The following is a 20,936-nucleotide window of genomic DNA, read 5'->3' as shown; positions in this document are numbered from 1 at the left end:
GCCCGCCAGTGCGGGCTTTGTTGTACTAGCTAGTTGGTGGGCCGTGTTGCTCCATTTTTTCAAAATGGACTTGAACGCGGTGTGGAAAGGTTGTGAGCGTGTCTGGTGATAAGTCCCTTTCCTCATGCGTTTGAGGTCCAAATTCCTCAATTAACTCAGGCGAGCGTTGGTCTGGGACAAATGGGATTTCTGATGTCAGCTTTACCCCAGGATTACGGTCGAGCTGAGTTGGAACGAATGTCAGTAGGCTGTAGCTTCCGAAGGCGATCCAAAAAAGACAGTGTGGGAATGTGTTGGTGTTCCGTAGGTAGAGTCGGTAAGCGCAGCCCCTGTATTGGGTGCCAGGTGTTGTTGTCTCTACCACTAGTGTCGGAACAACGCGTAGGCCTGCCTCTGATCTAGGATTGAGCCAGTTTATTGTGGGCTCGAATAACGGTAGGTGGTGTTCGCTCGCAATTGATACGGCTATTTTGCAGAGTGCTTTGTGGGCGAGCGAAGGTATGAACGGTTCGCGGCTCATGGACCATGAAACAGACTTGCCATCCTCGTCCATTTTAACGGAGTCATCATTCCTCAGCTTAATCGTTAAATTGCGGGTATGACGATCCATGTGCAGCAGTTCAATCTGCTCATCTCGGTGCTTGGGTGTTTTTCGCGCCTTGTTAGTTATGCCGTTGAGAGCTCGAAAGGGGCGCGTGTACTTCTCAAGGTGAGGCTCGATGGTGCTTCCGAAGTGCGAATTGCAATCGTCGCATTCTGAGTTGAGGATCAGCGCGTGGTTGCCTAGGAATTCTGGTATCGCGTGCGCTTTGTGCTTGAACGTCGCAGTCGAACGATCACGCCCACAGAATCTGCAGATATATCTAGGCCCTATGTAGTGCTTGTGCCCGCTACCAGTAAGGCCAGCTTCGACTAGATGATAATCATCAAGGCGAAATTCGTTCTCAACCATCGTGGCCCCTCTGGTTTATTTGAATTGATAGTACCAGCCCCCCTGTAGGGTTCGACACCCGTTCTGTCTCCCGTGAACACTCGCGGCATGAAGACAGAGCAAGCGGCCCAGAAGCCCGCCACCCCGAAAGCGAAGAAGAAGCCAGTAGCCCAGAAGGCCGCTGGCTCGACTGTGCGTGCGCGTAATACGGCGAAGACAGTAGGGCGGCCAACAGTCTACTCAGACCTGGTAGCGGCCAAGCTGTGTGCGTACATCGCTGACGGTATGAGTCTGCGCAATGTGTGCAAACAGCCAGGCATGCCGAGTACTGCAACAGTGATGCGCTGGCTGGCTGATGATTCGAAGGTGGCGTTTCGAGACCAGTACGCGCACGCGCGCGAGGCTCAGGCTGATTTGCTAGCCGAGCAGATACTGGAAATTGCCGACTACGGGCTGAATGACACCTACGTGGACGATGAAGGCCAGGTGAAGGTCGATCATGATGTCATTGCACGTTCCAAGCTGCGTGTGGACGCACGCAAGTGGCTGGCCAGCAAGATGGCTCCCAAGAAATATGGCGACAAGCTGCAGACTGAGCTGACCGGTGCGAACGGTGGTGCGATAGCGGTGAATAGCACCGTGACCTTCGTTCGGCCACCAGAGCGCGGGGAGGACGATCAGTGACTGCCTTCGTCGCGCCGATCAACCTCAACCTGACGCTGCCGTTCAAGCTGTCGCCGCTGTATGAGGCTTGCCGCTATAAGGTGATGCACGGCGGCCGCGGTGGCGGTAAGTCGCATGGCGTCGCCCAGGTGCTGCTCGACCTCGGCGCTCGAACACCGCTGCGCATCCTGTGCGCCCGTGAAATCCAGAAGTCGATGCGTGATTCGGTTCACCGGCTGCTGAAGGACTACATCGTCAAGTTGGGCCTGACAGCGTTCTACGACGTTCTCGACACCGAGATTCGCGGCAAGAACGGCACGCTGATCCTGTTTTCTGGCCTGCAGGCGCATACGGTCGACTCGATCAAGTCGTTTGAGGGTGTCGATATCGTCTGGGTCGAAGAGGCCCATGGCGTCAGCAAGAAGAGCTGGGACGTGTTGATACCAACGATCCGGAAAGAGGGCAGCGAGATTTGGCTGACCCTCAACCCGGATATGGAAACTGACGACACCTACAGCCGATTCATCGCCACGCCGAGCCCTGACACCTGGGTTTGCCAGATCAACTGGCGCGATAACCCTTGGTTTCCGGAAGTGCTCAATGAAGAGCGTAAGAAGGCCAAGCGCTCGATGAGCGAAGAGGACTACGAGCACATCTGGGAAGGCAAGGCCCGGCGTGTTGCTGCTGGCGCGATCTATAAGCATGAAATTGAAGCGGTATATGAAGACGGCCGCGTATGCCCTGTGCCGTATGACCCGACGCTGCCTGTTCACACCGTGTGGGATTTGGGCTGGAACGACTCGATGACGATCGGCCTGGTGCAGAAAGGGCCAATGGATGTGCGGATCATCGGCTACATCGAGGACAGCCACCGTACCCTGGACTGGTACGTCGCCAAGCTGGAGAAGCTGCCATACCGCTGGGGTACTGACTTTTTGCCACACGACGGTCGCACCAGAAACTTCCTGACAGGCAAAAGCACCGAAGAGCATCTGCGCGCTATGGGCCGCAATCCTTATCCCAACTGCCTGCCGCAGGCCAGCGTTGAGGAAGGTATCAAGGCTGTCCGCATGCTGTTTCCGCGCTGCTACTTCGATTTAAACAAGGCCACGCGCCTGCTTGAGTGCTTGAAGCGCTACAAGCGCGATATCCACACCAAGACCGGCGAGCCCATGGGGCCGCTGCATGACGAATATAGCCACGGCGCAGATATGTTCCGTTACGTCGGTCAGGCAATTGACCTGATGGTGAACGAAGCGCCGCGCGACTACGAAGAAGCCCCACCGCCAGACTGGCGCACTTGAGGACACACCATGGACGCCGCAGCGATCAAATACCCTGAAGATGAGCCGGTGGATGAACTGGCATTAACGCGCGATGAATACGCCGAGCTGATGCGCGAGATTGAAGAGCAGCCGCACTGGCGCAGTACGGCTGACAAGGAAATGGACTATGCCGACGGCAACCAGCTGGATAGCGAGCTGCTGCAGCGACAGCGAGAATTGGGCATTCCGCCTGCTGTCGAGGATCTGGTAGGCCCAGCTTTGCTGTCTATCCAGGGTTATGAGGCGACCATTCGAACTGACTGGCGTGTGACCCCGAACGGCGGTACCGGTGGCCAGGATGTGGCTGATGCGCTGAATTACCAGCTCAACCAGGCTGAGCGTGAGTCGCATGCAGATGCTGCGTGCTCTGATGCTTTCCGCCCGCAGATCGCCATTGGCCTTGGTTGGGTGGAAGTGAAGCGCGAGTCTGACCCGTTCAAGTTCCCTTATCGCTGCGTTGAGGTGAATCGCCGCGAAATTCACTGGGACTTCGCCGCGGTTGAGAAGGATCTGAGCGATGCGCGCTGGCTGCGCCGGCAGCGGTGGTTGACGCCTGATCGAATCGCGCTGGTTTTCCCGCAGCACAAGGATCTGGTAAAGGCGATCGGCAAGAATGGTCCTTCCTGGTGGGCAGAGCAGGCCATTGAGCTGAGTGATGGCGGATCGTCAACTGGGCTCAACAATGCTTGGGCCGAGGCTCGCGGCTGGACCGTGCAGGAAGAGCGCTGGTACAACCCGACCAGCAAGGAAGTCTGCCTGGCTGAGGTCTGGTACCGCCGCTGGGTAAGCGTGCCAGTGATCAAAACGCCGGATGGTCGCGTGGTTGAGTACGACGAGAACAACGACAAGCACAACCTGGCGATTGCCAGTGGTGCCGCGCAGTACTCTGTGGCAGTTGTCGCTCGGATGCGCCGTAGTTACTGGCTGGGTCCGCACTGCTTGCATGATGGCCCGAGCCCTTACAGCCACACCCACTTCCCGTACGTGCCGTTCTGGGGCTTCCGTGAGGATGCAACCAAGGTGCCCTATGGCTATGTGCGCGGCATGATCTACCCGCAGGACGCGCTCAACAGTGGCATCAGTAAGCTGCGTTGGGGCATGGCTGTTGTTCGCACTGAGCGCACCAAGGGTGCTGTGGCCATGACTGACGCGCAGTTCCGCCGGCAGGTTGGGCGTGTCGATGCCGATATCGTCCTTGATGCCGATCACATGTCAAAGCCAGGCGCACGCTTTGCTGTTAGTCGTGATTTTCAGCTGAATGCCCAGCACTTTCAGTTGATCAACGACAGCCGCAGCTCGATTCAGCGTGTAAGCGCTGTGACTAGCGGTTTTATGGGCAAGGAAGGTACAGCGCGCAGCGGCCTGCAGGAGCAGACCCAGGTTGAGCAGAGCAACCAGAGCCTAGCCCGCATCATGGATAATTTCCGCGCCGGCCGGTCGATGGTGGGTGAGCTGTTGCTGTCGATGATCGTCGAGGATCTGGGTGATCAGGAGAAGACCATCATCATCGAGGGTGACGCAGTGCGCGAGGATCGCGCAGTGGTGATCAACAAGCCCGAGCAGGACGCCGCCGGCTTCACATACCTGTCCAACGACCTGCAGCGTACTCGTCTGAAGGTAGCCCTTGAGGATGTGCCGAGTACTGCCAGCTACCGCGGCCAGCAACTCAACGCCATGTCGGAAGCGGTCAAGAGCCTGCCGCAGCAGTACCAGGCGGCCATGCTGCCGTTTATGGTCAGCCTCATGGATGTGCCGTTCAAACGCGATGTGGTCGAAGCCATTCGCGCCGCTGGCGAGCAGGAAACTCCGGAGGCGATCGAGAAGCGCATCCAGCAGGCGGTGCAGGACGCCCTGGCCAAGTCGGGTGCTGAGTTGAAGCTGCGTGAGCTGGCAATGAAAGAGGGCAAAACCGAGGCTGAAATCGAGAAGATCCGGCGCGAGGCGGTGCAGATCGGCGTGCAAGCCGCGTACAGCGCGATGCAGGCTGGTGCACAGGTGGCGCAGATGCCGATGATTGCGCCGATCGCCGATGAAATCATGAAAGGTGCAGGCTACAAGCATCAGCCTGGTGATGATCCGAACTTCCCGGTAGCTGACCAAACGGCAGCGATGAACATCAAGTCACCCTACATTCAGGGTGCTGATGTGGAGCAGAACACCAGCCCGGCATTCCCGCCAGTACCGCAGGAAGGCGCATCACCCATGGAAGGCATTGAGACGCCCGCGCCGACTGACAACTTGGGCTGATTGCTCTTGTCCACCAGAACCCTGCAGGGCTGACCCCCTGTAGGGTTTTTTGTTTTTAGGCCTCCCGTTGACACTTCCCAGCAAGTTGAGCGCACAGCGCACAGCGACGCGCAGGAAGGCAACGACCTGCATTGCTGAGCCCCTATGCGGCCACGGCGATATGTGGCGGGACAGGCATGAGTACCCAACAAGACGACTTTATCCAGCAGCACGCACCGAACGGTGAAATGACCGCAGAGCAGGCTGCCCAGCTTTTGGAGTTGGGCGAGGGCGATACCGGAGCTGCAAACGCAGCCTTGGAAAATGGTGGTGAGCCCGACACTACCGCTGCAACTGAGGACAAGCCAACCGGCGAGCAGGTAGCAAACGACGTATCGAAAACCAGCGACGCAGAGCTCAACGACGATAACGCGGTGATTCTGGCTAAGGACGGCAAGCACACCATCCCTTACAAAAGGCTGATGGAAGCTCGCGAAGCTGAGAAGACATGGCGCGACACGGCTACAGCGGCACAACAGGAACTGGCTGACCTTAAAGCTCAGGCTCAACAGCGGGCAGATGCAGGGATTGCACCTACCCAGACCGACAACCAGGTCGCAGCGGCTCAGGCCGCAATCGATGCTGGGATCAACCCTGAGATATTCGGCGATTTCTCCGAAGAAGCCATTGCCAAGGGAGTGCAGACCCTGATCGCACAGAGCTTACCGGCTCTGGTTGAAGCGCAGGTGAAGCAGGCATTGCAGCCGCATGAGCAGAAGCAGGAATCCGACCTGCGTTCTTCGCACTTTGACTCGATCTATGAAAAGCACCCTGACATCGACTCGATTCTGGATAGCAAAGAGTTGGAGGAATGGTTGGCGAGCCAGCCTGGCTACGTTCGTGTGGGCTTTGAAAGCACCATGAAATCGGGCTCGGCGCCGGAAGTCATAGAGTTTTTCGACACGTTTAAGGCAGCCACTGGGAAAGGTCCGGCAGCTGACACGCCAGCTCCGAAAGTGGACGTGAAAGCCGCTGCACAGGCGGCCATCGCCAAAGCGCAACCAGCAGTACCCGCCAGTCTCTCGGATATTCCGGGTGGCCGCGTTGGGCCTGCCAATGCGTTCGAAGCGATCGCCAACTTACCGCCACATGAGCAGATCGATGCCGTTGCACAGCTCCCGCTTGAACAGCGTGAGCGCTGGCTGAACAGCCAGCTGTAACGGCACCTTAAAGATCAAGGAGGCCTATCGTGCCAAGCAAAACCAATATGCAGTACGGCGATCCCGCCACTCAGGTGCAGCAGGCGGTAGGCCTGTTCGCATACCACACCCAACGTAACACCACCATGAGCCGCCTGACCGGCAAGATGCCGAAGGGCGAGGCCGGTGCTGAGGCTACCCTGCGCAAGCAGACTACCCAGCACATGCCAATCGTGAAGTGTCAGGACCTGGGCAAGATGAAGGGCGACGAAGTCACCTTCCACCTGCTCAACCCTGCAGGCGGTTACCCGATCATGGGTAGCGAGCATGCCGAAGGCCGCGGCGTTGGCATGAACCTGTCGGAAGATAAGCTGCGCGTGAACCAGGCGCGTTTCCCGATCGACGCCGGCAACACCATGACCAGCATCCGTAGCCCTGCGGACTTCCGCAAGCTGGCACGTCCTATGGCTCAGTCTCAGGCTGATGCCTATGTGGATCAGTCGCTGCTGGTGCATATGGCTGGTGCCCGTGGTTACCACGACAACATCGAATGGCGTGTGCCAGTGGCAGGCCATCCGAAGTTTGCGAGCATCATGGTCAACCCGGTTAAGGCGCCGACCAAGAACCGCCACTTCATCGCTGACGGCTCGAATGGCGTTAAGCCTTTCACCGTGAATGCCGGCGAAGTGGACCTGGCTACCACCGACCTGCTGAAGATGGACACTGTTGACGGCATCCGCTCCTACATGGAGCAGATCGCATTGCCGCCACCTCCGGTCATTTTCGAAGGCGATGAAGCCGCCACCGACAGCCCCATCCGCGTGCTGCTGGTATCCCCAGCGCAGTACACCGACTTCGCCAAGGACCCGAGTTTCCGTCAGTTCCAGGCGAGCGCGATGGCCCGTGCTAACCAGGCTAACCGTCACCCGCTGTTCCTGGGTGACGCTGGCCTGTGGAACGGCATTTTGATCATCAAGATGCCGAAACCGATCCGCTTCTATGCCGGCGACACCATCCGCTACTGCGCCAGCTACACCTCGGAAACCGAGACTACCTGCACTGTGCCGTCCGGTTTCGGCACTACTCACGCTGTCGACCGCGCCATCCTGCTGGGTGGCCAGGCCGTGGCCGAGGCGTGGGCCGCAAGCGAGAAGTCGAAGATTCCGTTCTTCTGGAGCGAGAAGGAACTCGACCACGGCGACAAGGTTGAGCTGCTGCTCGGCATGATTCGCGGTGTGTCGAAGATCCGCTTCGACATCGAGCATGGCGATGGTCGCCAGTTCACCGATTACGGCGTGACGGTGTTCGACACCGCTGTGCCGATCATCGGCGAGCGTAAGTGATGGGAGGGCCGGGAGACCGGCCCGCCTTTCGTGAACCCTTTCAGGAGTAGCCCATCATGGCGAAAGTAACCCTCAAGTCCTACGGTCGCCGCCAGTTCGGCGGTGCTGCAGGCGCATACGGCAATACCACCACTCTGCGTTACCAGTTGGTGACTGCGGCAAACGGCGGCGCCATTGGCGCTGACTCTGCTGCGGCCATTGGCATTGGTGACGTGGTCGACCTTGGCCCGCTGCCGACCGGCATGTCTTTGGATGACGCGTCGATTCTGATCAGCACCGGCATGACCGCCACCATCACCGGTTCTCTGGGCTTTGCCTACGAAGACGGTGTGGATGACACCGCAGTGCCGCAAGACGCGGCGTATTTCGGTACCGGCCTGAACCTGGCAACCGCTGCGCGCCTGCGTGCTGCTGCAGCCAAGGCTCCGGTTGTATTGCCGAAGCCTGCGCGCCTGATCCTGACCACCGCGGTTGCTGCTAACGCGAAGGCCAGCCAGATCGACGTGCTGGTGATGGGCGAGCTGCTCGGCTCGCTCTGATTGCTCGCCACCCGTTAGGGAGGGCCTTCGGGCTCTCCCGCTTTTTCACAGGACACCCAGCATATGAATCGTGAATCTATTGCCAAAGTGGCGCACCAGATCAATCTGGCGTACTGCGCATCGCTTGGTGACACCTCGCAGCCTGCTTGGGCTGATGCCCCTGATTGGCAGAAGCAGAGCGCCATGGCGGGTGTAGACATGCACCTGGCGAACCCAGATGCCACCCCTGAGCAGTCGCATGAATCATGGCTTGCGCAAAAGGTCGCCGATGGCTGGGTGTACGGCGACGTTAAGGACGCCGACGCCAAGACTCACCCTTGCTGCCTGCCGTTTGCCGAACTGTCGCCCGAGCAGAAGGCCAAGAATTATCTGTTCCGTGCTGTTGTGCATGCTCTGCGTGATGAGCCGGATGCAGTTGCCAAGGAGCCAGAGCCGCAGGCTACTGCACGCGCTGCGCAACCTGTGGTCGTTGTTGGCGTGGGTGAAGTCGGCGTGAAGTACATCGGCCGGCGTGAGATTTTCGTGGATCGCTTGTTCGGTACCGGCCTGAGCTTTGAGCAGGGCCAGGTGCGTGTATTCCCTGGTGTATTGGCTCGCAAGTTCCTGCGCCATGCCGACCAGTTCGAAGAAGCTGCAGTAGGTGAGCCAGCGACCGTCGCTGATACCGAGACCACTGATGAAACTGCCCAGGCCTTGGCGAAAGCCAAAAAGCTGCAGGACGAACAGACCCTGGAGCAAAACCAACTGCAGGATGTGCGCGATCAGATCGCGAGCATGACCAAGAAGGGTCTGGAAGAGTTCGCCATGACCAAATACAACCAGAAGCTGGACGCGCGCAAATCAGTTGGCGATCTGCGTGTTGAGGTCACCGGCTTTATCGATCGGTTTGGGGTTGTGTAATGACCCGCGACGAGCTGATTGCAGACTTCCGCTCTGTTACCCAGGACCTGGTGGCGCCATTCCTCTTTGAAACTAAGTGGGTGGCGCAGTGGTTGGCGGAAGCGGAACAAGAGGCGGCCATTCGTGGCCGCCTGCTGCATGAGTCTCAGAAAGAGCAGGTTTGCCAGATCGATGTATCGGTGGGCGAGGCGGTGTACCCGCTGCATGAATCGCTCTACGAGATTACGCATATTGCCTTTCGGGCAACTGGTGCTTCGCGGCGTGAGCCGGTTCGGCTTATGTCCACTGAAGAGCTGGACCGCACGGTGTGCGATTGGCGCGACCTTACCGGGTGCGTGCGGTACGCCATCCAGACAGACACCTCAATTCGCCTGGTGCCGACCCCGGACGCAGCAGGAACGCTGCTGCTTGAGGGTTATCGGTTACCGCTGAAGTCGTTGGCTGATTCACCCAGTTCCAAGCCAGAGATACAGCAGGCCCATCACCGGCACCTGGTTAAGTGGGCGCTGCACCGTGCATTCGGTCTGCCTGATTCGGAAACCCTGGATCTGGGCAGAGCTGCCGATGCAGAGCGTGCCTTTACCGATTACTTCGGCTCGCGCCCTGACAGTGATCTGCGTCGTATTACCCGCGAGGACGAGACGCACACCAACAAGGTGTTCTTTCCCTGACCCCCTGTAGGGTTCGTGCCGAACGCGCCTGCTCCATAGCATACGACCAAAGCGAATTAGCCAGCACGGGAGCACGTTATGGCGCAGCAGGTACATGAAGGGGTTGTCGAGGCGATCGGCGCTTCTGTCGCCAACAAGGCCACGTTCGGTGGTGCTGCTGCCGGTTTCTTGGGCTGGCTGGCACAGGTCAACTGGATAGGCCTGGCGGGCGTGCTGATCGCGCTGGCAGGCCTGGCGCTGAATTACTACTTCCAGCACCGCCGCGATATGCGCGAGCAGGCCGAGAGCGCTGCCCGTATAGCGGCTTACCGTGAGCAATGCCGTATTGATGGTCGTCAGCCATGAGCATGCGCAACAGAGTGCTCGCTGTTGCGTTGAGCCTAAGTGTTGCGGGGTTTAGCGCCTGGCAGGCCAGCGAGGGCGAAAGCCCCGTGGTCAAGCAGGGTGGCGTTGAGTTGCTGGCGCCGCACATCCCGACCAAGGGCGACGTGCCGACCATTGGCCATGGCTCTACCCGCTACGAAGACGGCACACGGGTGACGCTCGCAGATCCTCCGATCACCAGGCAGCGTGCCGTGGAGCTAGCCAGGGCGCTGCACGAAGAAGAAGAGCAGCGTTTCCGCGCCTCGATCCCTGGTGTTGAGCTTTTCCAAGAGGAATACGACCTCTACGTCGACTTCACCGGCCAGTACGGCATTGGCAACTGGCGCAAGCCGAAGTCACCGCGCACCTGGTTGCTGAAGGGCGACTACATCGGTGCGTGCAAGGCGCTGCTCAACTGGCGATACGCCGCCAAATACGACTGTTCGACCACGATCAACGGCAAGCCGAACAAGCGTTGCTGGGGGGTGTGGGAGCGGCAGCTGCAGCGCCACGCGCAGTGCATGGATGCACAGCCATGACCCGCTATCTGATTGCCGGCCTGGGCTTGGCGCTGATCCTCGCTTTGTGGCGCATCGATACCGTCACCACTGCGCGTGACGTTGCGCGTGACGCTGTGACGGTGAGTGACGCTAAGGCTGCGTCACTGCGCGTCACCATGCGCATCAGTCGCGAGCTGATCACCGGCTACCAGGCCGCCGAAGCGGAATACCAGAAGGAGAAGACTGATGCCCAAGATGAGGCCGATCGCCAGCGCCGCTGTCTTGCTGATGGCACTTGCGGGGTGCGAGTCAATGCCACCTGCCCCAGCGTGCGAGTGGGACGATCCGCCACCGCTGCCACAGGATCTGATGCAGGAGCCCCAGAACTTACAGCCGCTGCTGGATGGGATTTTTCAGCCCTACAGCAAGGGATCAAAGACCAGCGAGCCCAGATAAAGCGACTGCAGAAGACCCTTTTTGAACTGCACAGCAAGTGCAAGATCGGGGGCGAGTGAGCCGCGTTGTACAGATGGATGAATACCGGCCACGCCTTGTGCTGGCCGCCGCTGACCGGTCTTTGCACATCGTACCGGTAGCGCTAGTTGAGGCGGTGATTGAGGGACGGAAGCCCTTCACTGCCATGGATGAAAGGGCTGTCCGGGCAATGTTGCTCGACTACCTGACCATGCTGCAGGAGCAGCACGAACCGTAACAGCAACCGTAAACCGGAGCGCCGAATGACCACCACCATCAAACCAACCGTTGGCCGTGTTCTGCATTTCTTCCCGTCCACGCAATACATGGCGAGCCGCAAGCTGGCGTTCGGCGATCCATCACAGCCTCTCGCTGCCGTGATTGCCTATGTCCATAGCGACAAAATGGTGAACCTCACTGTCTGGGATCAAAACGGCCTGCAGTTCGACGTGTGCAGTGTGCAGTTGATCCAAGGGGGCGATACGGTTCCGCTGGGTAGCTTCTATGCAGCATGGATGGATTATCAGAAGGGCCAAGCTGCGAAAACCGAGGCTCTGGAAAGCCAGCTTGCAGGAAAGCCCGCTGTAGGTGTCGACCTGGCGAACGAGCAGGATCAATGCGTGCGCGTTTTCCTTGAAAAGGGCGCTGTCGTGAAGATCGATGGCATTCCGGTCGAGTTGGATCACAGCACGGTGGTGCTTGCCAATCCAGCCAATGTCCCGCTGATTTTCCCGCCGCGTACCACTCGCGCTGCTGAGAGCCGCGAGTAAGGAGCCCGCAATGGCCGAGCAGATCGATATCACCATCACCCGCGGCAGGACCTTCGAGTTCGGCTTTCTGTATGCCGATGATGAGCCGCGCCAGGTGCTGATCACTGGTATGCCGAGCCAGGTTCCGCTGCATCTGACTGTGGTTGGCCATGGGCTGCCTGATGGTTGGCCGTTCTGGGTGTCGTGTGTGAAGTCGCCGGCCGAGCTGAATACCGGTGTTGATTCTGATGATGCCAATGAGGTGATGAGCGCCAACCCATACTTCCTAAAGGTGATCGATGCGGACACGATCGAGGTGCCAGGAGTAGTGGCGTCGTGCTGGAAGGCCTTTTCTGGGCCTGGCGTGCTGATCACTCGGCCGCCGGTTGATCTTACTGGCTGGTCCTGCCGCGCCCAGGTGCGTGACAAGGTGGGCGGCAACGTCCTGTTCAGCTGGCACAGCGACCCAGCAGAGAACCCTGATGGTGAAGCTGTTGTGGATGTGGCGCTCGGGGCGTTCTTCCTGAAGATGGATGCCGACACGGCCAAGGATCTGGATTGGAAGCGCGGCCTTTACGACGCCGAAGCGATCGCCCCGGGCGGCGAGGTGTATCCGCTCACAGCTATCAGCTCTGTGACAGTAGAAGATGAGGTGACCGCGTGAGCAGCGTAATCGTGGTCAAGCATGGGTTTCGTCGCGCGGTGATTGCCGCCGGCTTGCGTGGTGCGCCAGGTGCTGGTGGTGGCGGTAGCGCTGGGGTTAGCAGCTTCAACACCCGCACTGGGATCGTAACCCTGACCGGCGCCGATGTGACTGGTGCACTCTCGTACACGCCTGCCAACAATGCCAGCCTGGCCGGTGTGGCGTTTAGCGGTGCGTACGCGGATCTGTCGGGTCGGCCATCGCTGGCTGCTGTTGCGCTCAGTGGTGCCTATGCCGACCTGTCGGGCGCGCCATTCATTCCGGCAGCACCTGGTGATATAGGCGCTGCCACGTCAGCGCAGGGCGCGCTGGCAGACACTGCGGTACAGCCCGCTGCACTGACTGTGCAGCTCGACCTCAAGGTCGACAAGATCGCAGGGTACGGCCTGAGCCAGGAGAACTACACCGCCGCCGAGAAAGCAAAGCTCGCGGGGCTCGAAGGGTCTCACTACCGTGGCACCTATCTGAATCTGACCGCCCTGCAGACAGCCTTGCCGACTGCATCGGCTGGTGACTACGCAGACGTAGACGCCGGTACCGCCGACCCAGTGCAGCGATACATCTGGGATGACAGCGACGGCGAGTGGGTCGCGCAAGCTGGCAGCGCAGATCCGATTACGGCCGCCCAGGTCAAAACGCTGTACGAAAGCAACGCTGATACCAACGCCTACACCGACGCAGAGAAAACCAAGCTGGCTGGCATTGCTGCTGGCGCAACAGCGAACGCCGACACAGACAGCTTGAGCGAGGGGACAACCAACAAGTGGTTCACGGTTGCGCGTGTGCTCGACGCAGTGCTGGGCGGGCTAAGCCTGGTAACCGGTAGCGCTGTGGTGAACACCGATTCGATTCAGGTGGCCATCGGTAAGTTACAGAAGCAGATCACCGACCTGACTACAGTGGTAGCGGGCAAGCAGGCCACGCTGGTCAGCGGCACCAACATCAAGACCGTGAACGGCAGCAGCCTGCTGGGTAGCGGCGATCTGGTCGTAAGCGGCGGCGCCGGTTCTGACTGGGGCGACATCGGCGGCACGCTCGCCGATCAGACCGACCTGCAGGCTGCGCTGACAGCTCGCGCTTTGGTGGCGGGCCTACCATCGCGAACAATCACCGCCAGCGGCGCTGTTACCCCAGCTGATGCTGGTAAGTGGCTGATCTGTACCAGCGCAACGCCCATCACGTTGACCATCGGCGCCGAGGCAACAGCCGCCTGGACCACTTCCGGCATCCTGCCGATGTTCCATGTTCTGCAGGTTGGTGCGGGCGCTGTGACGGTCACTGGGGCCGGCTTCAGCGTGACGCTGCACGCCAGTGACACGAACGTGTTGGCAGGGGCCGGCGCAGCAGCAACAGCGCTTTGGCGCGCATCCAACACTTGGAGCCTGATCGGCCGATTGGTGGCAGCATGATTATTCCGGGTATTTTGGCGCAGCGTAGAGCTGCAGGTGGTGGCGGGCTTGATCTGGACATCGGAGTCGTCTGGACGATAAGAACCAGCCCCGCAGATGACAGCTGGGCGGGGGTATGCTGGGCGCCCGAGTTGTCGTTGCTCGTTTCAGTCGGATATAGCGCTACAAGTAACGGCGCGATGACCTCAACTGACGGGGTTACTTGGGATAACACGCCAACACCCAACGCAAACGTATGGCGGTCTGTTTGCTGGGCCGCTGGCATAGGAAAACTGATTGCAGTGGCTCTAAGTGGCGCCGGCAACCGCGTGATGACCTCGCCGGACGGAGTAACGTGGACAGCTCAAACCAGCGCGGCGAATAGCAGCTGGAACTCGGTATGCTGGTCACCTGCGCTTGGACTTGCGGTAGCAGTCGGGTACAGCACTTCAAACCAAATAATGCGGTCTAGCAATGGTGTGGATTGGTCAATCAGCGATGCACCAGTTACCAACCAGCTAAGAGGCGTGTGTTGGTCGCCTGAGCTTTCTTTGTTTGTAGCAGTCGGCGATACGGGCACTGGCAACCGCGTGATGACGTCTCCAAATGGAGTAACGTGGACAGCGAGAACCAGTGCCGCCAACAACGACTGGCAAGCAGTGTGTTGGTCGCCTGAGCTTTCTTTGTTTGTAGCAGTCGGCGCTACGGGCACTGGAAACCGCGTGATGACTTCACCTGATGGAATCAACTGGACGATAAGAACCAGTGCTGCCAACAACGACTGGCGCGCAGTTTGTTGGTCGCCAGAACGGTCCCTTTTTGTAGCAACCGCAATTTCGGGCACTGGCAACCGCGTGATGACTTCACCTGATGGAGTCAACTGGACAATAAGAACCAGTGCTGCCAACAATAACTGGGGCGGGGTATCATGGGCCCCATCACTGAATAAGTTTGTCGCCGTGGCCAACACTGGCACTGGCAACCGCGTGATGACCAGCCTGTAAGCGTGTCGTTTCCGTTCTTCTAGGCAGGTTGCGCCGACTGCTTGTCAGGGCTTGATCAGCTCGCTGCGAAGAATGGTGATTTCATACGGCGCGCTGATGTCGAGCCAGGCTTTTCCTCGATCGACATCATGCATGCGTATGGTGATGCCTTCCTTCAGTTGCTCGGCGAGCCTTTCAGGGTTGGCATCCTCAGAAGCAAATAGCACGAACTCTTCGTCAATACGGCGGGCGATGATCAGTCCCATCCATAGCATCCTTGCGTAAGTAAGTGAGTGCGCCTTGCGCGCAATCCACAGCCTAGACCATGCCCGCCCAGTGCGGGCTTTTTGTTGCCTGGTGGTTCCCTAAACCAGGGAATACAGCCGCTCGGCTTCCTGCTGTAGGCGTTCAGAGATTGCGCGGATCTCGGCATATACCGCCACTCGTTCTTCCGCTGTTAGCGGTTCATCAGCCAGGTCGGCCGGGGTTAGCTCGAACTCGGCGAGGGCCCCGGCTGCAAACCGGTTAGCCAGTGCTTTTGCCAGCACCTTGCTGGGGAATTTGCTGTGCATATCTACCTCAATCAAACATCAGAAGATGCTGCTACTGCATATATGCTTTCGCAAATGATTTGGTACTCAGCACGTACAGAATTGTCCATGACAATGGGGGTCATATTGCCTGTGCTGAAGAAATTTAGACCTTGGGTCATGAGGTAGGATTCAACCTCTAAAGCCTCCCCAGATACAGCATGGTTTGCTACTACACGAATAATCCCTAAAGCCTCGGGTGAGCTAGGGCTACGAACTGTTAGGCCCAATTTTACAACGTATTCTTTGCCGAAAATGGTGCCTTTGCCGTGTCTACTAGGCTCGTCGATTACCTCGAAATTCTGGCCCAGATCCTTTGCGATTTCTTGCCAGCGATTGAGGTGTCTCAGAAAACCTGACTGAATTTCGTACCACTGCTCATCCATGTTCCGAAATAGCGATTTCATTGAGCGTGTTTCAGCAAAGCGAAGTTCTTCCACGGGCGTGCATCCTTTTTTAGGTTCGGGTGAACACTATAAGTGTGGTTAAAACGGTCATCCACCCAATCTATGGGCGCGAACTAACATCGCGCTATCTGGCCTGACCCCCTGTAGGGTTCGCCTTTCCTTTTTCCGATATGGACACTTCAGCCCCATAAGCACGCGGGTATTCCGGGTGCTGGGAGTGAGGTTGCCATGCCCGAACCTATTCGAAGTGATACCTGGTCTGGTGGGATGAATAATCTCGATCAGGTCGATCGCTTGCCGGAAGGCCAGGTGCGGGATCTGCTGAATTTTGACCCTGTGGGCGGTGGCGGTTTGCATAAGCGTGCAGGGCGCAACCGTGTCGCTGAGATTTCAGGCGTACATGGTGCGGTGCCATATCTTGCCGGGCTGTTGATTGCGGCCGGCGGTGACTTGTTGCGTTATGACGCAGCGACCAACGAAGCGCGCCGGATTGGTAGCGCACCTGCAGCTGGCGGTATTTGTGGCGCTGAGGTGAACGGTGACGCCTTCCTGTGCACTCCTATCGGTTCGATACGTGTTCGCGGTGATCGGGTTGGCGAGTGGGGGCTTCCTGAAATTTACCCTCGCGCCACAGTTGGACCTGGAAGCCTGCCAGCCGGTATTTACCGTGTTGCTGTCACCGCAATGGATTCGTTTGGCGCTGAGTCTGGTGCGGCGCCGCTTATCATTACGCTGAGCGAGCCTGGCGCTATTGACCTGCTTTGGTCGGCCCCTGCAGGTGCTGTTGAGTGTCGTGTGTACGCCAGTGCAGCTGACGGTGAAACGCTTTATCAGCAGTACGCAGGAACTGATACCGGTTTTACTTTGGTATCCGTTGCCGACGATAGCGCCAGACTGCTGACTGCGCACCTGGTGCAGCCCCCAGTTGCTACCAAGGTACATGCCTACAAAGGCCGACTGCTTCTGGTCGCAGGCGCCGCGCTATGGGTAACCGAGCCGTATGCTCCGCACCTGGTAAATCCCGCCTATGGATTCATCCACTACGGTGCGCCCATCGATATGGTTGCCGTTACCGATGGTGGTGTGTTTGTCGCGGCTGGCCAGAAAACCTATTTCCTGACGAATCCCGGCGCAGAAGACAGCACCAGCCCTACCGTGCTTGAGCATGGCGCGGTCAGTGGCAGCGGCGTGACCCTGCCGAACGGCCAGGCGGCCTGGATGACTCGCTACGGGCAAGCCATTGGTTCTGCGGACGGTTCAGTAGAGCTGCCGCAACTCAAGAAATATGCCCCGTCACTTGCTCAGAATGCCTCGGTCGGACTTGTCGAGAGCAACGGCGTGCAGATGCTGGTGACCACTATGAAGGGGGCCACAGGCCCCAATTCCCTTGGCGTCGAAGACTCATTCGGCCTGGAGATTGACTGATGCAAAGCCCAAATCTGGAGAAAGCCGAAGGCGTTCCTCTTCAATTTGTTTATGAGTTTGAGCTTGAGCGCGATGGTGTGGTTGTCGACTCCTGGGAACAGGTGAACATCGTTCCTCAGGCTGGCGTGAACTACATGGCAGCGGCGCTATTCGGCGATATAGCGCCGATCGGCACTTTCTACGTTGGTCTGTTTGAGAACAACTACCTGCCTGTGCCGGGGGCGCTTTCGTCGGACCTGCCAGCAACTATTGGCGAGTTCACCGGGTACAGCGAAGGCACCAGGCCTATCTGGAACCGGGTCAATACCAACGGATTGATTACCAATATCGCAAGCCGTGCTGCGTTCACGGTGACTGCGTCGAAACGTCTTTATGGCGGTTTCCTGGTTTCGTCATCGGAGAAGGCTGGTGTCACCGGGCTACTGCTGTCTGTCGCTCGATTCGACACTCCACGCGATGTGGAGGCCGGCATGGTTCTTCGCGTGCGCGCTGAACTCAACCTGATTCCGACCAATATCGTCTGAGGCGGCCATGACCACTACATATTCCAGTGAGCAAATCATTGACCTGCTTTTTACCGGGGCTGGCAAGTACGTGTCGTTGCACGACGGTAGCCCGGGCGCGGCCGGTGCAAACGAAATCACTACCGGCGATGACGCGAACTATGCCCGTAAGGCTGTGACCCTTGTGAAGTCGTTGGATGGCGCAATTTATCGAGGTCGCAACAGTGCGGACATCGTTTTCAACGCTGCCGCCGTAGGCGCCACGTACACCGTCACTTACATCTGCATTTGGGATGCGCTGACTGCAGGAAACTGCCTGGCTGTTTTGCAGGTTAATGGCAGTGGATTGCCTGTGGTTGCAGGGACAGTCATCACCTTTGCCATCAACGACATTGTCGTCCGCGGAGAATGACATGAGCTTGAAACTGAGTACCGCTATTCGTGCTGCAATGCTGGCCACCGGCTCTTTAAGATCTGCGCTTGCAAGCGGCGAGATTCGTATTTACTCGGGGCCTGAGCCGGCCAGTGTTGATTCGGCCATCAGCCCGTCGAACCTGCTGCTGGTAACGATCAGGACCGATGTTGATGGCGGTTTGACATTCGAGGCTGCTGCGCCAGGTGGAACTCTGACGAAGAATCTTTCGGAGATTTGGCAGGGTACGGTTGTTGCTGCCGGTGCTGCCACGTTCTACCGCTTTGTATTGCCCTCCGATACCGGTGTTGCTTCGACCACAGCGCCGCGGATTCAGGGCAACGTGGGCATTGTTGGCGCGGATCTGAATTTGAGTAATACCGCCTTGGTCATTGGTGCCATCCAGAAACTGGAAGCCTACGCGATCACTCTGCCCGAGTTTTAAGGGAGCGGTAAATGGCCAACCGGCTTTCTAAAGCTCCGGCGTCGCGTAGCACCCCAGGTGTACCGGGCGTGCCGCCATCGCCGGCATTCTGTGTAGACGAGCCTGTCTTTGCTGACTATGGGACGGTATCGAATCTGCAGAGGATTGCAGATCTGACGAGGTCTACGAAAGGCAGAAGCATTGGCCAGGTCTATTACAGGTTTGTCGAAAACCAGTCGGCAGTGGCGATACAGACGATTGACCCCGAGCTGACCCAGATGTTTACGGGTGGAGCAATCGGATCCAGTGCTTTCGTCGCGTATTACCTCAGGAAATGTTATCCAAGCTCTCCTGGCAAGCCTGCAATACCGCCACAAATCACCTACAGCGCAAAGCCTGGCTGGGACAGTGGTGGGCTTTCGCAGGCCGGCTTTGCTGTTGATGGCTATGTCGAGTTCAAGATAGGACCCGCCTCGATCGGCGTGATCGTAGGTATCAATACTGGCTCCGATACGGTTAGTCCCGGGGATAGCTCGCATGCGTTCTACGGACGCACTGGCAGCCTGGACATATTCGAGTCAGGAGCGCTGGTCATGTCCGTGCCTGGCGGCTTGGCAGGGCTACCTGTCTTGCGGATTGCTCGCAGCAATGGGGTTGTTCGGTACCTGGTCAATGGTGAGGTTATTCACACCAGTCTCAAGCCAAGCGCCGGGTATGCGCGGCTTGATGCCTCGCTCTATATGGCAGGCGACTACGTCGACAGCCCGCTACTGGGGAGTTTCATTTCTGGGGCGGCGGTAGGTTATGCAGGTGTCACGGCCTTTATTGACCAGCGCGCCAGGGCGATAGGCCGTGCTGGCGTTTCAGGTCGTGCCCAGGGGCGTGCAGGCGATGCGTTGTATGCCGCGGCCAGCGGTGCTGCTGGCATAAAGGTAAGTGCTGCTGGCTTCAGCAATCACCACGCGATGGCGATGGCTGCGCTTGGGGTTGCAGGGAGTGCCACGCCGCCGGCCAATAGGGGCAGTGGTGTGCTTGGTGCGGCTGTTGGCCTGGCTGCAGATGCAGGCTATGCGATTGGCGCGGCCACTTACCGTGGTGGCTACATCGGTCAGGCATCTGGCGGATTTCCAGAGGTCGAGTTTTCGTATGGTGCTGCATATGCTCCCAAAGCTTTGTCTTTCGGGTATGGGCCTTCAGGTGGCGTCGGGGTTGCTTCCGGAACCATTGCGGCCGCTCAGGGGGCCGCAGGGGAGGATGGGTATGCGTTTGGGAATGCGACCTACAGAGGACGGTATTTCGGCGCAGCTTATGCGCCGTGGTTGGACACATCGTCTTTCCACCTTAATGAACTGATCATCGCCCAGGACAGTTTTCAGCTATCCGCTGAGATGTTCGCCACATTCATTTCTGCGATCGATATCGTCGATGGCCTACTGCTTGAACTCGAAGTTAGCGATGGGTTTGAGTGGTTCGATTCGATTCTCGCGAATAGCTCTTTCGCTGAGAACGGCGATCGGTATGCCGACTTTGCAGATCGGGTCGCGCTCACCACTCAGACAAACATTCCGCAGCTCGAGGGAATCCAGTACGCAACAAACATCCAGACCGGGGCAATCACGCGCTACAGCGGCTTCGACTTCTTAGCGATTGCCAGTACTCCATATGGGGCCATAGGTGTTCGTGAGGATGGCGTGTATCGAATTGGCCGCGGCGGTGACGATGGTGAAGGCATAGACCTGATGGTCGACTTTGGTGCTAATGAGTTCGGCACCAACCTCAGTAAGCGTGTCGAGTCGGTTTACTTCGGGTTGACCACGGATGGCCAGGTCTTGGCCGTGCTGAAGGCTGATGATGGCAAAGAGCAGTCTTACACGGTGGTGAAGCGTGAGCCAATGATGAGGGCCGTTACCGCCAAGGGTGTCACCGGGAAGGCGTGGAGGCTCTGTCTCAAAGTATATGAAGCCAGTCAGGCAGAACTGGACAGCGTTGAGTTATCCGTTGGCGTGACCACCCGGAGACTCCGGTAATGGGGACGGTGATCGGGCGTTCGCTCACGGCATCTGGTGCCTATCTGATCGAGCGCGCCAAGCGTATGGCGCAGAACCTACTGCGGTTCAAGACTCGCTCGAAAACGATGGCCATAGATGGGTACCTGATTAGGGCTACGCGCAACGGTAACACTGCAATTGGGGTCGTTATGGACCCGCCAGGACAGTTG

25 protein-coding genes are annotated in these 20,936 nt (G+C 58.4%); 20 read left to right on the top strand and 5 right to left on the bottom strand.

The annotated features are described in order from the left end of the window. Positions 1-25: 25 nt before the first annotated feature. The gene (locus HCI85_RS21190; protein WP_167141307.1) at positions 26-952 is read right to left on the bottom strand and encodes an HNH endonuclease; all 927 of its coding nucleotides are present in this window, start codon (positions 950-952) and stop codon (positions 26-28) included. Positions 953-1,039: 87 nt separating this feature from the next. Between HCI85_RS21190 and HCI85_RS01505 the strand changes: the two genes are divergently transcribed. The 15 genes from HCI85_RS01505 to HCI85_RS01435 all read left to right on the top strand — a co-directional run bounded on the left by HCI85_RS01505 (position 1,040) and on the right by HCI85_RS01435 (position 13,995). Continuing rightward, entirely contained in the window at positions 1,040-1,615 is a 576-nt protein-coding gene (locus HCI85_RS01505) for a terminase small subunit-like protein (RefSeq protein WP_206677976.1), read from the top strand. Further along, positions 1,612-2,898 carry a PBSX family phage terminase large subunit gene (locus HCI85_RS01500; protein WP_206677975.1) on the top strand — a complete coding sequence of 429 codons (1,287 nt, stop codon included), beginning with the start codon at positions 1,612-1,614 and terminating at the stop codon, positions 2,896-2,898. The genes HCI85_RS01505 and HCI85_RS01500 overlap by 4 nt, the downstream gene beginning before the upstream one ends. A 9-nt stretch (positions 2,899-2,907) precedes the next feature. Next, positions 2,908-5,166 carry a portal protein gene (locus HCI85_RS01495; protein ID WP_167141305.1) on the top strand — a complete coding sequence of 753 codons (2,259 nt, stop codon included), beginning with the start codon at positions 2,908-2,910 and terminating at the stop codon, positions 5,164-5,166. Positions 5,167-5,342: 176 nt separating this feature from the next. Continuing rightward, entirely contained in the window at positions 5,343-6,365 is a 1,023-nt protein-coding gene (locus HCI85_RS01490) for a hypothetical protein (protein WP_167141303.1), read from the top strand. Positions 6,366-6,394: 29 nt separating this feature from the next. Next, on the top strand, positions 6,395-7,687 hold the full coding sequence (locus tag HCI85_RS01485) for a phage capsid family protein (protein WP_167141301.1): 1,293 nt from the start codon (positions 6,395-6,397) through the stop codon (positions 7,685-7,687). A gap of 56 nt (positions 7,688-7,743) precedes the next feature. Next, a complete protein-coding gene (locus HCI85_RS01480; protein ID WP_167141299.1) occupies positions 7,744-8,226 on the top strand; it encodes a hypothetical protein in 483 nt (160 codons plus the stop codon). A gap of 63 nt (positions 8,227-8,289) precedes the next feature. Next, positions 8,290-9,126, top strand: a complete 837-nt coding sequence (locus HCI85_RS01475; RefSeq protein WP_167141297.1) for a RyR domain-containing protein — start codon at positions 8,290-8,292, stop codon at positions 9,124-9,126. Further along, positions 9,126-9,797: a phage adaptor protein gene (locus HCI85_RS01470; protein ID WP_167141295.1), complete on the top strand. Its 672-nt coding sequence runs from the start codon at positions 9,126-9,128 to the stop codon at positions 9,795-9,797. The genes HCI85_RS01475 and HCI85_RS01470 overlap by 1 nt, the downstream gene beginning before the upstream one ends. Before the next feature lie 78 nt (positions 9,798-9,875). Continuing rightward, the gene (locus HCI85_RS01465; RefSeq protein WP_167141293.1) at positions 9,876-10,142 is read left to right on the top strand and encodes a holin; all 267 of its coding nucleotides are present in this window, start codon (positions 9,876-9,878) and stop codon (positions 10,140-10,142) included. After that, positions 10,139-10,699 (top strand): lysozyme, encoded by a 561-nt coding sequence (locus HCI85_RS01460; protein WP_167141291.1) that lies wholly within the window; start codon positions 10,139-10,141, stop codon positions 10,697-10,699. The genes HCI85_RS01465 and HCI85_RS01460 overlap by 4 nt, the downstream gene beginning before the upstream one ends. Next, the gene (locus HCI85_RS01455; protein ID WP_167141289.1) at positions 10,696-11,175 is read left to right on the top strand and encodes a lysis system i-spanin subunit Rz; all 480 of its coding nucleotides are present in this window, start codon (positions 10,696-10,698) and stop codon (positions 11,173-11,175) included. The genes HCI85_RS01460 and HCI85_RS01455 overlap by 4 nt, the downstream gene beginning before the upstream one ends. After that, complete coding sequence (locus HCI85_RS01450; protein ID WP_167141287.1) at positions 11,172-11,372, top strand: hypothetical protein; 201 nt, start codon at positions 11,172-11,174, stop codon at positions 11,370-11,372. The genes HCI85_RS01455 and HCI85_RS01450 overlap by 4 nt, the downstream gene beginning before the upstream one ends. Before the next feature lie 25 nt (positions 11,373-11,397). Beyond that, positions 11,398-11,904, top strand: a complete 507-nt coding sequence (locus HCI85_RS01445; protein ID WP_167141285.1) for a hypothetical protein — start codon at positions 11,398-11,400, stop codon at positions 11,902-11,904. A gap of 10 nt (positions 11,905-11,914) precedes the next feature. Continuing rightward, positions 11,915-12,547, top strand: coding sequence for a hypothetical protein (locus HCI85_RS01440; protein WP_167141283.1), 633 nt, complete (start codon positions 11,915-11,917; stop codon positions 12,545-12,547). Further along, positions 12,544-13,995, top strand: coding sequence for a hypothetical protein (locus tag HCI85_RS01435; RefSeq protein ID WP_167140873.1), 1,452 nt, complete (start codon positions 12,544-12,546; stop codon positions 13,993-13,995). Before HCI85_RS01440 ends, HCI85_RS01435 begins: the two co-directional genes overlap by 4 nt. Positions 13,996-14,338: 343 nt before the next feature. On the opposite strand, the gene HCI85_RS01430 is transcribed toward HCI85_RS01435, so the two are convergent. The 4 genes from HCI85_RS01430 to HCI85_RS01415 form a co-directional block, all read right to left on the bottom strand. Next, positions 14,339-14,950 (bottom strand): hypothetical protein, encoded by a 612-nt coding sequence (locus HCI85_RS01430; RefSeq protein WP_167141281.1) that lies wholly within the window; start codon positions 14,948-14,950, stop codon positions 14,339-14,341. A gap of 72 nt (positions 14,951-15,022) precedes the next feature. After that, entirely contained in the window at positions 15,023-15,223 is a 201-nt protein-coding gene (locus HCI85_RS01425; protein ID WP_167141279.1) for a carbon storage regulator, read from the bottom strand. A gap of 99 nt (positions 15,224-15,322) precedes the next feature. Continuing rightward, complete coding sequence (locus tag HCI85_RS01420) at positions 15,323-15,529, bottom strand: hypothetical protein (protein ID WP_167141277.1); 207 nt, start codon at positions 15,527-15,529, stop codon at positions 15,323-15,325. Positions 15,530-15,540: 11 nt separating this feature from the next. After that, complete coding sequence (locus tag HCI85_RS01415) at positions 15,541-15,987, bottom strand: hypothetical protein (protein WP_167141275.1); 447 nt, start codon at positions 15,985-15,987, stop codon at positions 15,541-15,543. Between the two features lie 234 nt (positions 15,988-16,221). Here HCI85_RS01415 and HCI85_RS01410 point away from each other — a divergent pair, with 234 nt between their 5' ends. The 5 genes from HCI85_RS01410 to HCI85_RS01390 are packed head-to-tail and all read left to right on the top strand — an operon-like array spanning position 16,222 to position 20,745. After that, entirely contained in the window at positions 16,222-17,379 is a 1,158-nt protein-coding gene (locus HCI85_RS01410; protein ID WP_167141273.1) for a hypothetical protein, read from the top strand. Then, positions 17,379-17,903, top strand: a complete 525-nt coding sequence (locus tag HCI85_RS01405) for a hypothetical protein (protein ID WP_167141271.1) — start codon at positions 17,379-17,381, stop codon at positions 17,901-17,903. Before HCI85_RS01410 ends, HCI85_RS01405 begins: the two co-directional genes overlap by 1 nt. 7 nt (positions 17,904-17,910) lie before the next feature. Then, complete coding sequence (locus tag HCI85_RS01400; RefSeq protein ID WP_167141269.1) at positions 17,911-18,294, top strand: phage tail fiber protein; 384 nt, start codon at positions 17,911-17,913, stop codon at positions 18,292-18,294. Between the two features lies 1 nt (position 18,295). Continuing rightward, positions 18,296-18,739, top strand: a complete 444-nt coding sequence (locus HCI85_RS01395) for a hypothetical protein (protein WP_206677974.1) — start codon at positions 18,296-18,298, stop codon at positions 18,737-18,739. 11 nt (positions 18,740-18,750) lie between these two features. Then, positions 18,751-20,745 carry a hypothetical protein gene (locus HCI85_RS01390; protein WP_167141267.1) on the top strand — a complete coding sequence of 665 codons (1,995 nt, stop codon included), beginning with the start codon at positions 18,751-18,753 and terminating at the stop codon, positions 20,743-20,745. The last annotated feature ends 191 nt before the right edge of the window (positions 20,746-20,936 follow it).

Origin of the sequence: Pseudomonas sp. OTU750018 (assembly GCF_011636575.1) — a bacterium.
In the GTDB taxonomy this organism is placed as follows: domain Bacteria; phylum Pseudomonadota; class Gammaproteobacteria; order Pseudomonadales; family Pseudomonadaceae; genus Aquipseudomonas; species Aquipseudomonas peli.
This window is presented reverse-complemented; position numbering and strand designations above follow the sequence as displayed.

Bases quoted from the DNA above. Each gene is read 5' to 3' on its own strand.
- HCI85_RS21190 (WP_167141307.1), bottom strand. From the start codon at position 952: ATGGTTGAGAACGAATTTCGCCTTGATGATTATCATCTAGTCGAAGCT.
- HCI85_RS01505 (WP_206677976.1), top strand. From the start codon at position 1,040: ATGAAGACAGAGCAAGCGGCCCAGAAGCCCGCCACCCCGAAAGCGAAG.
- HCI85_RS01495 (WP_167141305.1), top strand. From the start codon at position 2,908: ATGGACGCCGCAGCGATCAAATACCCTGAAGATGAGCCGGTGGATGAA.
- HCI85_RS01490 (WP_167141303.1), top strand. From the start codon at position 5,343: ATGAGTACCCAACAAGACGACTTTATCCAGCAGCACGCACCGAACGGT.
- HCI85_RS01480 (WP_167141299.1), top strand. From the start codon at position 7,744: ATGGCGAAAGTAACCCTCAAGTCCTACGGTCGCCGCCAGTTCGGCGGT.
- HCI85_RS01475 (WP_167141297.1), top strand. From the start codon at position 8,290: ATGAATCGTGAATCTATTGCCAAAGTGGCGCACCAGATCAATCTGGCG.
- HCI85_RS01470 (WP_167141295.1), top strand. From the start codon at position 9,126: ATGACCCGCGACGAGCTGATTGCAGACTTCCGCTCTGTTACCCAGGAC.
- HCI85_RS01465 (WP_167141293.1), top strand. From the start codon at position 9,876: ATGGCGCAGCAGGTACATGAAGGGGTTGTCGAGGCGATCGGCGCTTCT.
- HCI85_RS01460 (WP_167141291.1), top strand. From the start codon at position 10,139: ATGAGCATGCGCAACAGAGTGCTCGCTGTTGCGTTGAGCCTAAGTGTT.
- HCI85_RS01455 (WP_167141289.1), top strand. From the start codon at position 10,696: ATGACCCGCTATCTGATTGCCGGCCTGGGCTTGGCGCTGATCCTCGCT.
- HCI85_RS01445 (WP_167141285.1), top strand. From the start codon at position 11,398: ATGACCACCACCATCAAACCAACCGTTGGCCGTGTTCTGCATTTCTTC.
- HCI85_RS01440 (WP_167141283.1), top strand. From the start codon at position 11,915: ATGGCCGAGCAGATCGATATCACCATCACCCGCGGCAGGACCTTCGAG.
- HCI85_RS01425 (WP_167141279.1), bottom strand. From the start codon at position 15,223: ATGGGACTGATCATCGCCCGCCGTATTGACGAAGAGTTCGTGCTATTT.
- HCI85_RS01420 (WP_167141277.1), bottom strand. From the start codon at position 15,529: ATGCACAGCAAATTCCCCAGCAAGGTGCTGGCAAAAGCACTGGCTAAC.
- HCI85_RS01410 (WP_167141273.1), top strand. From the start codon at position 16,222: ATGAATAATCTCGATCAGGTCGATCGCTTGCCGGAAGGCCAGGTGCGG.
- HCI85_RS01405 (WP_167141271.1), top strand. From the start codon at position 17,379: ATGCAAAGCCCAAATCTGGAGAAAGCCGAAGGCGTTCCTCTTCAATTT.
- HCI85_RS01400 (WP_167141269.1), top strand. From the start codon at position 17,911: ATGACCACTACATATTCCAGTGAGCAAATCATTGACCTGCTTTTTACC.
- HCI85_RS01395 (WP_206677974.1), top strand. From the start codon at position 18,296: ATGAGCTTGAAACTGAGTACCGCTATTCGTGCTGCAATGCTGGCCACC.
- HCI85_RS01390 (WP_167141267.1), top strand. From the start codon at position 18,751: ATGGCCAACCGGCTTTCTAAAGCTCCGGCGTCGCGTAGCACCCCAGGT.